The organism is Methylobacterium sp. WSM2598 (genome assembly GCF_000379105.1).
Lineage (GTDB): Bacteria > Pseudomonadota > Alphaproteobacteria > Rhizobiales > Beijerinckiaceae > Methylobacterium.
Map to the genome: position 1 here is coordinate 5,545,599 of NZ_KB900609.1, position 9,219 is coordinate 5,554,817.

Sequence of the window (9,219 nt, forward strand, 5' to 3'; positions counted from 1 at the left end):
GACCCGGTGACCGCAGCTTCTCGCGAAGTGCCCGATCCGAACGCCGCCGACCTGCCATCACAACCGCCCTCCGCCAAGCCGTTGCGACGACCACTTGAATCCACCTACACGCTGCCCGTCGATGTGGTGACCAACGCCGTCCGGAACATTCTATTCAACGGCCAGGTCGAGGCCTGCGACGGCACCCGCGTCGCCGTCCCCACCCTCCCGATCACTGTCGTCCAGATCGGGATCTGCCTCAGCTCGTACCAGGGCACCGGCGACGCCGGCAGCATCGGGAACCGCCTCTATCGCCACGACATCATGCGGCGCAACGGGAACGCCGAAGAGGAGGTCCTGGCCTTCCTCTCCCGCCGTGCCCGCCGCAAGCGCCGCGACGTCGCCCGCGAGGAGTTCGGCGAGGACGGGCAGCCCATGAGCATGTCCGACATGATGTGCCGGGCCCTCATGATCTACGCCGAGCGCGCCATGCTGGTCGACCGCTGCGCCACGCCCTGGCGCATGGGGCACGGCGGGCCGATGCCGCACGAACTCATCGTCGGCTCCGGCCGCAAGGAGATGGCCGAGGCGAGCCTGGAGATGCTCCGCCGCCTCCTGCTCAAACATCAGAAGTTCATCTTCGTGCCGAGCGAGATCAGCGACGAGGCGGTCGTCACCATCGCCAACTCCCTCCAGCCGCTCCAGTACGCGGTCCTGCGCAACACGAAGGACATCATCGAGGGCTACATCAAAGGCAGCAGCTACGAGCGCCCGCACTACCGCGCCTCCGGGCTCTACGACAAGGTCCGCGCCTTCCAGGAGGACGTCGGCTCGAAGGTCGTGCTTTGCGTCTACCGCGCGTCTGTCATCTGCCCCGGGCGGGTCTCCTACGCCCACGAGGACCACGTGCACCAAGCGGCCCAGATCGTCATGGCCGACAGTGCCCTCCAGGAGGCGCGCGGGTTCCCCAACTTGATCGACATCGCCGACCGCACCTGCAAGGGCATGTTCGAGCCCGGCGGCGTCACCGCGCAGGTGCACGCCGCGCTGGCCCGCACTGGCTCCCCCTTCCGCTTCCTCGCCGAACGCACCACCCGGGCCTGACGCCCGCCCACCCGACACCGGAGGTCACCATGAGCCCCGACGAGAAGGTCGCTGCCGCCGCCAAGCGCCTGGAGCAGACCGCCAACGAGAACGGCGGGCCATACCAGGAGCCCGAGGCCTATCGCGGGTCCATCGCCCGCACCATGTTCGACCGCTCCGGGGCCGAGGACGGCACCGTCACGGCGTTGGTACCCGAGGATCGCATCGGCGACATCGCCCGCGAGGCCTATGTCCGTATCCCCAGCATCCACCCCCGCACCAACAAGGTCGAGGCCGAGTATCTGGGCGTCGTGGCCTCACGTCCGTTCGCCGAGCCGGACGCGCTCAGTGCGACCGCGCCGACGCTGGTCGTGGCCGCCGCGCACCGTGCCGTGCTGACGCCCAAGTACCACGGCATCGCCCAGATCCAGGTCTTCGGCGAGCGCGTGGATGGACAGATCGTCCCACCCGTGCGCCGGCCCTGCCCGAACAGCCCCGTGTTCCTGCTCGGCGACGAGGAGGTGAAAGCCGTGCTCGGCCTCAACATCCCGCCCGACGACAAGCCCGTTCGACTGGGTCTCCTCGACGGCGCCAGCTCCATCGCAGTCGCGGTGCCGGCCGCGCAGAAGTCGGTGCTCTTCAAGCATCTCGCGATCCTCGGCACCACTGGCGGCGGCAAGAGCACCACCGTGTCCGGCACCATCATGAACCTCGCCGAGGCCGGCAACGCGGTTGTCGTCTTCGACATCGAGGGCGAGTACACGACCATGAACGACCCGAGCTCGAACCCGCGCATGCTCGCGGCCCTCAAGAAGCGCGGCCTCGACCCGCGGGGGGCGGACAAGACCAAGCTCTTCTATCTCTCGGGCCGCACCCCGGCGAGTCCCGACCACCCGAGCCAGCGCGACTTCAAGATCGCCTTCGACGACCTGTCCCCATACGTCCTCGCCGAAGTGCTCGACCTCAGCGAGCCGCAGGAGCGTCGCCTCCTGGATGCCTACGAGGTCTGCCGCATCACCATGGAGCGGACGAAGATCTACCCGGCCAACGACGACGAGCAACGGGAGGCCCTGGAGATCGACGAGTTGCTCGGCGGCTGGCCGCGCATGACCGTCGAGATGATGCTCGACGTCGTCGGCGCTGCCATCGAGCAGATCGACGGCAACGCCGACGACTTCCGGGGGCGCCGGAACGGGTTCGCCGGTCATGAGAAGGTGCTTCTCCAGACCCTCAACGCCCGCAAGATCGAGAAGGACTCTCGGTCGTGGAAGGCCATCGCCAAGCGGCTGTGGCGCATGAAGAAGGCCGGCGTCTTCGCCGACCGCGACCGCGAGCGCATCGACGTCGGCGAAATGCTGGTGCCCGGGCAGATCTCCATCGTTGACCTGAGCGACATGGACGCGCCCTACCTACGCAATCTCGTCATCGCGCAGATGCTGCGCGCCCTCCAGACGCGGCAGGACGAGCTCTACGGGGCGCGGGAGGACGCGATCCGCTTCGGCCAGATGCCCAAGGACCTGACCAAGGTCAACATCTTCATCGAGGAGGCCCACGAGTTCCTCTCGGCCCAGCGCATCAAGCAGATGCCCAACCTGTTCGATCAGGTCGCCCGCATCGCCCGCCGCGGCCGCAAGCGCTACCTCGGGCTCGTCTTCGTGACCCAGCTTCCGAGCCACCTGCCCGACGAGGTGCTCGGCCTCGTCAACAATTGGATCCTCCACAAGCTCACCGACAGCGGCGTCGTGAACCGCCTGCGCAAGGTGGTGCCCGGGGTCAACGAGGCGACCTGGAACTCCCTGCCGAACCTCGCCCCGGGGCAGGCCCTGTGCTCGTTCACGCACCTGGCCCGGCCGGTTATGACCACCGTCGACCCGTCGCCCTGCCAGCTCCGGATGGTCGACTGACTTGGGCAGTGCCCTCGCCACCTTCCACCGCGGGATCGCGGTGGCCGACGAGGACTTTGACGAGGTCGTGGCGACCATCCGGCGCAGCGGCCTCTCCGCCGCCGATCCGTCGTTCATCACGGGCTTCGGCTTCTACGACATCCGCGCCCCCGGCGCGAGGGTGACGATGGCGCCCGACCGCCGGGGCGGCGCCTCCCTGAGCAGCAGGTCGGCGCGCAACCCCTGAAGGCGCCGGCGGGCCCCGGGGCGGAGGGCCGCTCCGCTCGACCGTCACGGCCCCGGCGGCCGAAGCGGCCGCGAGGAGCGCCCGCCCGGATGGCGCGGGGGCGGGCCGCCTCACGCCGCCTCCGGCATGCGGTCGATGAGCGTGTCGACGGTGAGGGGATAGTCCCGCACCCGCACGCCGGTGGCGTTGTAGACCGCGTTCGCCACCGCGGCGCCGACCCCGCACAGGCCGAGTTCGCCGACGCCCTTGGCCTTCATCGGCGACGACATCGGGTCGACCTCGTCGAGGAAGATCACCTCCTGGTGCGGGATGTCGGCGTGGACCGGCACCTCGTAGCCGGCGAGGTCGTGGTTGACGAAGAAGCCCCGGCGCGTGTCGACCGCGAGCTTCTCCATCAGCGCCGCCCCGACCCCCATGGTCATCCCGCCGATGACCTGGCTGCGGGCCGATTTCGGGTTGAGGATGCGGCCGGCCGCGCAGACCGCCAGCATCCGCCGCACCCGCACCTCCGCGGTGTCGGCATCGACCCCGACCTCCACGAAATGGGCGCCGAACGTCGATTGCTGGTAGGTTTTGTCGAGGCCGCCGAACTCGATCGCGTCCTCGGCAACGATCTCGCCCTGGGCCGCCGCCTCGCCGAGCGGCACCGCGCGGTTGCCGGCCCGCACCTGGCCGTCTGCGAAGAGCGCGTCGGCCGAGTTGATGCCGAGCCGCTGCGCCACCGCCTCCCGCAGCTTCACGCAGGCGGCGTAGACGCCCGCGGTCGAGGAATTGGCGCCGAACTGGCCGCCCGAGCCGGCCGCGGTCGGGAAGTCGGAATCGCCCAGCCGCACCTCGACCCGGTCGAGGGGCAGGCCCATCATCTCCGCCGCGGTCTGCGCGATGATGGTGTAGCTGCCGGTGCCGATATCGGTCATGTCGGTCTCGACCGTCACCCGGCCGCGGCCGTCGAGGCGCACCCGCGCGCCCGATTTCAGCACCAGGTTGTTGCGGAAGGCCGATGCCATCCCGAGCCCGACCCGCCACGCCCCGTCCCGGACCTGCCCGGGGGTCGGGTTGCGCCGCGCCCAGCCGAACCGCTCCGCGCCGAGCCGCAGGCAGCCGACGAAGTCGCGGTGCGAGAAGGCGCGTCCGGGCTGGTTCGGGTCGACCTGGGTGTCGTTGCGCAGGCGGAACTCGACCGGGTCGAGCCCGAGCTTCTCCGCCATCTCGTCCATGGCGACCTCGAGCGCCAGCATGCCGGGCGCCTCGCCGGGGGCCCGCATGGCATTGCCCTCGGGCAGGTCGAGATGGGCGAGCTTCAGCGCGGTCAGCCGGTTCGCCCCCGCGTAGAGCAGCTTGGTCTGACTGACCGCCGTCTCCGGGTCGCCGTCCGGCAGGTTGCCGGAGATGCTCTCGTGCGCGATGGCCGTGAGGATCCCGTCCCGGGTCGCGCCGAGGCGGATGTGCTGGATCGTGGCGGGGCGGTGCGTCGTGTTGTTGGGGATCATTGGCCGGGTCAGCGCCACCTTCACCGGGCGCCCGGCCGCCCGCGCGCCGAGGGCGGCCAGCGCCGCGTCGGCGCGCACGAACAGCTTGCCGCCGAAGCCGCCGCCCACGTAGGGCGAGTCGAGCCGGACATTCGCCTTGGGGATGCCGAAGATCTTGGCGATGCTGCCCTTGCCCCAGCCGATCATCTGGTTGGAGGTCCAGAGCGTGAGCCGGTCGCCCTCCCAGGCCGCGACGCTCGCGTGCGGCTCCATCATGGCGTGGCTCTCGTCGGCGGTGGTGTAGGTCGCGTCGAGGGTCACCGGGGCCTGCGCGAAGGCCCCCTCGAAATCGCCGACGCGCTCCTCGCCCGCGCCGCTGCTGCCCTCGCCGCTGTCGCCCGGGACCGGCTTCGCCGCCCCCGCCTCGGCGCGCAGGTCGAAGCGGCCGGGCTCGGGCGCGCAATCGACCCGGATCAGGAAGGCCGCCGCCCGCGCCTGCTCGAAGGTCTCCGCCACCACCAGGGCGACCGCTTGGTGGTAGTGCTGGATCGCGTCGCCGCCGAACAGGTAGGCGGCGTTCATCGTGCCGCGCGGCAGCCGGGGCGTGTCGAGGGTCGTCACGATCGCCAGGACGCCCGGCGCGCGCGCGGCCTCCTCGGTCTCGATCGCGCGCACGCGCCCCTTGGCGATGCCGGCGCCGACCACGTAGCCGTAGGCCTGGTTCGGCGCGACGTCGTGCCGCTCGTAGGCGTAGGGCGCCGTGCCGGTGGTCTTGAACTTGCCGTCGATGCGGTCGGTGGGGCGGCCGACGACCTTGAGCTGGTCGATCGGGTTTTGCCCGGCGGGGGTGTCGAACTTCATGGCTCAGGCCCTCGCTTGCTTGAGCGCCGCGCCGAGGGTCCGCTCGGCGAGCCTCAACTTGAACGCGTTGTCGCGGGTCGGCCTCGCGCCCGACAGCATGCCGGCGGCCACCGCCGCGGCGCCGCGCGGCAGCTCGGCCTCCGCGGCCTCGACCCGCCAGGGCTTGTGCGCGAGGCCGCCGAAGGCGACGCGGCCGCTGCCGTCCGGCTGCACCACGGCCGCGACCGAGACCAGCGCGAAGGCGTAGGAGGCGCGGTCGCGCACCTTGCGGTAGATCTGCGCCCCGCCGAGGGGCCGGGGCAGCGTCACGGCGGTGATGAGCTCGTCCGGCCGCAGCATCGTGTCGCGCTCGGGCGCGTCCCCGGGCAGGCGGTGGAACTCGGCGATCGGGATCGTGCGCGCCGCGCCCGTCGCGTCGACGGTCTCGACGGCGGCGTCGAGGACGCGCATCGCCACCGCCATGTCGCCCGGATGGGTGGCGATGCAGGCCTCGCTGCCGCCGATCACCGCGAGCTGCCGGCTGATCCCGTCGAGGGCGGCGCAGCCCGAGCCCGGCCGCCGCTTGTTGCAGGCCTGCGCGGTATCGTAGAAGTAGGGGCAGCGGGTGCGCTGGAGCAGGTTGCCGGCCGTCGTCGCCTGGTTGCGCAGCTGGCCGGTGGCCCCCGCGAGGAGCGCCCGGGAGAGCACCGGGTAGTCGCGGCGGACCCGCGGATCGGCCGCGAGGTCGGTGTTGCGCACCAGCGCGCCGATGCGCAGGCCCCCCTCCGGCGTCGCCTCGATCGCGTCGAGCCCGAGCCCGTTCACGTCCACGAGGTGGGCCGGCGTCTCGATCTGCAGCTTCATCAGGTCGAGCAGGTTGGTGCCGCCGGCGATGAACTTCGCGCCCGGGTTGCGCGCGACGGCGGACGCCGCCTCCGCCGGGGAGGCCGGGCGCTCGTAGGTGAAGGACTTCATGCCCGCCTCCCGGCGACCTCGGTCACGGCCTCGACGATGTTGGAATAGGCGCCGCAGCGGCAGAGGTTGCCGCTCATGCGCTCGCGGATCTCGGCCTCGGACAGGTCCGGGGCCGCGGTGAGATCGGCGGTGGCGTGGCTCGGGATGCCGGCCGCGATCTCGTCGAGCACGGCGACCGCCGAGCAGATCTGGCCCGGCGTGCAGTAGCCGCACTGGTAGCCGTCGTGACGCACGAAGGCGGCCTGCATCGGATGCAGGCTCTCCGGCCCTCCCAGCCCCTCGATGGTGGTGATGGCGCTGCCCTGGTGCATGACGGCCAGCGTCAGGCAGGCGTTGATCCGCCGCCCGTCGACGATGATGGTGCAGGCGCCGCACTGGCCGTGGTCGCAGCCCTTCTTGGTGCCGGTCAGGTGCAGGTGCTCGCGCAGGGCGTCGAGCAGGCTGGTGCGCAGGTCGAGGTCGAGTTCGCGCCGCGCGCCGTTCACCGTGAAGGCGACCCGCGCGGTGACCGGCGCCGCGGGCCCGGCCGGCTGCGCCCCGGCGGCCGCGGGCACGGCGGCGGGGGCCGTGGTGGCGGATGCTCCAACCATCAAGTCTCTCCGGTTCGGTTCTGGGTGTCCGCGTCGTGGCATTCCGGTCTCCGAGGGGGGCGGGCCGGCACCGCGCCGGTCGCCGGGGACGGGATGCCCGTGGACAACACGGACAGCTTGGATGCGCTCCAAGGTAAGGCGCGAGGTCGCACCGGGGAGGGGCGTGAATCCGCGGCGGCTCGCGGGCCCTGCCGTCAAGGCGGGCGGGGCGACCCGGGCCGCCGCGGCGAGGGGGGCGGGAGATTCTGAACGGCCTCGCCGCCTTCGGGAGCGTCGCGCAGGAGCGCGATCCCGCATGAGCCGGCCCGCGCGAGCGGCCCCAAACGGAAGGGGCCGCCGCGTCTCCCGCGGCGGCCCCTTCCTCCTCGATCCGTCGGGCCTGGCTCAGGCCTCGCCCTCGTCGAAATCCTCCGCGGTCGGGACCGCGTTCTCCAGGATCTTGTCGGCGACGAGGCCCATGTTCTGGCGGATCGCCGCCTCGATGCGCCCGGCGATGTCCGGGTTGTCCCGCAGGAAGCCCTTGGCGTTCTCGCGGCCCTGGCCCAGGCGCTGGCTGTCGTAGGAGAACCACGCCCCCGACTTCTCGACGATGCCGGCCTTCACGCCGAGGTCGATCAGCTCGCCCACCTTCGACACGCCCTCGCCGAACATGATGTCGAACTCGACCTGCTTGAACGGCGGCGCCACCTTGTTCTTCACCACCTTGACCCGGACGCTGTTGCCGATCGGCTCGTCGCGGTCCTTCAGGGTCGAGACGCGGCGGATGTCGAGCCGCACCGAGGCATAGAACTTCAGCGCGTTGCCGCCCGTGGTGGTCTCGGGGCTCCCGTACATCACGCCGATCTTCATCCGGATCTGGTTGATGAAGATGACCATGCAGTTCGAGCGCGAGATCGAGCCGGTGAGCTTGCGCAGGGCCTGGCTCATCAGGCGGGCCTGGAGGCCCGGCTGCTGGTCGCCCATCTCGCCCTCGATCTCGGCCCGGGGGGTGAGCGCGGCGACCGAATCCACCACCAGCACGTCGATCGCGCCCGAGCGGACCAGCGTGTCGGTGATCTCCAGCGCCTGCTCGCCCGTGTCGGGCTGCGAGATCAGCAGGTCGTCGAGGTTGACCCCGAGCTTGCGGGCGTAGACCGGATCGAGCGCGTGCTCGGCATCCACGAAGGCGCAGACCCCGCCCTTCTTCTGCGCCTCCGCGATCGTGTGCAGCGCCAGCGTGGTCTTGCCGGAGGATTCCGGGCCGTAGATCTCGATCACCCGCCCGCGCGGCAGGCCGCCGACGCCGAGCGCCACGTCGAGCCCGAGCGACCCGGTGGAGATGGTCTCGACCTCCTGCACCTTGTCGCCCTTGCCCAGGCGCATGATCGAGCCCTTGCCGAAGGCGCGCTCGATCTGGGCGAGCGCGGCATCGATCGCCTTCGACTTGTCTTTATCCATGGTCGGGTTTTCCACCAGTCGCAGCGAGGACTGAGCCATCTGACGGGTCCTTATGGCACGGGGGCGAAGGGATTCTCAATGTGCGCGGCTCCCGGTATGTACTTGTTTTGTTCTCGCTCTGCAAGGGCGCGGCCCGGCGGTGCGGCGGATCTCCGCGCGGCCGTCCGGGCGAGGGCGGGGGTCAGCGGCAGGGCGGCAGGCCGGGCTGACCGCAGGGCCGGCCGCCATGGCCGGGATGGGGCGCCGGCTGCGGAACGGCGCGCGGCGCCGCCGGCGGCGGGCGCTGCATCTGCATCATCTGCATCTGGTGCTGGCGCTGGGCGGCGGCCTGCTGCTGCATCATCATCTGCTGCTGGCGCGCCGCGGCCTGGGCCGCCTGCTGCCGGGCCGCCGCCTGCGAGGCCTGCTGCTGCATCACCTGCTGCCTCTGCTGAAAGGCCCGCGCGGCCTCCTGCCGCTGCTGCTGCATCATCATCTGCTGGCGCTGGGCCGCGGCGGCCCGCTGCGCCTGGGCGGCCCGGGCTTGGGCGGCCCGGGCTTGGGCGGCCTGCGCCTGGGCGGCCTGCGCTCGGGCGGCCTGCTCCTGACGGACCTGCTGCTGGCGGGCGAAGTCCGGGTTCGGGGCGGGCGCCGCGACGGGGCCGTGCGGCGAGGCGGGCCGCCCGGCCGGGGGCTGGCCGGGCGCCGGCCAGCCCGGCCGCAGGGCCTGGACGGGC

At 71.7% G+C, this 9,219-nt stretch carries 7 protein-coding genes and 1 pseudogene; 3 read left to right on the forward strand and 5 right to left on the reverse strand.

The window, feature by feature from the left end:
* The 3 genes from MET2598_RS37370 to MET2598_RS0126130 form a co-directional block, all read left to right on the forward strand.
* Positions 1–1,083 (forward strand): hypothetical protein (locus MET2598_RS37370; RefSeq protein WP_210163410.1); only part of this gene is annotated, 1,083 nt, incomplete at its 5' end.
* Positions 1,084–1,112: 29 nt separating this feature from the next.
* Positions 1,113–2,966 carry an ATP-binding protein gene (locus MET2598_RS37375; protein ID WP_018262875.1) on the forward strand — a complete coding sequence of 618 codons (1,854 nt, stop codon included), beginning with the start codon at positions 1,113–1,115 and terminating at the stop codon, positions 2,964–2,966.
* 1 nt (position 2,967) lies between these two features.
* Positions 2,968–3,192 carry a hypothetical protein gene (locus tag MET2598_RS0126130; RefSeq protein WP_018262876.1) on the forward strand — a complete coding sequence of 75 codons (225 nt, stop codon included), beginning with the start codon at positions 2,968–2,970 and terminating at the stop codon, positions 3,190–3,192.
* A gap of 110 nt (positions 3,193–3,302) precedes the next feature.
* Here MET2598_RS0126130 and paoC read toward each other — a convergent pair whose 3' ends face one another.
* From paoC to MET2598_RS42355, 5 genes and pseudogenes are all read right to left on the reverse strand, one after another.
* Positions 3,303–5,522: an aldehyde oxidoreductase molybdenum-binding subunit PaoC gene (paoC, locus tag MET2598_RS0126135; RefSeq protein WP_018262877.1), complete on the reverse strand. Its 2,220-nt coding sequence runs from the start codon at positions 5,520–5,522 to the stop codon at positions 3,303–3,305.
* A gap of 3 nt (positions 5,523–5,525) precedes the next feature.
* Positions 5,526–6,476 carry an FAD binding domain-containing protein gene (locus MET2598_RS0126140; protein ID WP_018262878.1) on the reverse strand — a complete coding sequence of 317 codons (951 nt, stop codon included), beginning with the start codon at positions 6,474–6,476 and terminating at the stop codon, positions 5,526–5,528.
* Entirely contained in the window at positions 6,473–7,066 is a 594-nt protein-coding gene (paoA, locus tag MET2598_RS0126145) for an aldehyde dehydrogenase iron-sulfur subunit PaoA (protein WP_012330281.1), read from the reverse strand. The genes MET2598_RS0126140 and paoA overlap by 4 nt, the downstream gene beginning before the upstream one ends.
* Positions 7,067–7,450: 384 nt before the next feature.
* Entirely contained in the window at positions 7,451–8,542 is a 1,092-nt protein-coding gene (gene recA, locus MET2598_RS0126150) for a recombinase RecA (protein ID WP_012330280.1), read from the reverse strand.
* A 142-nt stretch (positions 8,543–8,684) separates the two neighbouring features.
* A pseudogene (locus MET2598_RS42355) lies at positions 8,685–9,219 on the reverse strand (caspase family protein); the annotation flags it as partial.

Coding starts and splice junctions, on each gene's coding strand:
- MET2598_RS37375 (WP_018262875.1), top strand. CDS start 1,113: ATGAGCCCCGACGAGAAGGTCGCTGCCGCCGCCAAGCGCCTGGAGCAG.
- paoC (WP_018262877.1), bottom strand. CDS start 5,522: ATGAAGTTCGACACCCCCGCCGGGCAAAACCCGATCGACCAGCTCAAG.
- MET2598_RS0126140 (WP_018262878.1), bottom strand. CDS start 6,476: ATGAAGTCCTTCACCTACGAGCGCCCGGCCTCCCCGGCGGAGGCGGCG.
- paoA (WP_012330281.1), bottom strand. CDS start 7,066: ATGGTTGGAGCATCCGCCACCACGGCCCCCGCCGCCGTGCCCGCGGCC.
- recA (WP_012330280.1), bottom strand. CDS start 8,542: ATGGCTCAGTCCTCGCTGCGACTGGTGGAAAACCCGACCATGGATAAA.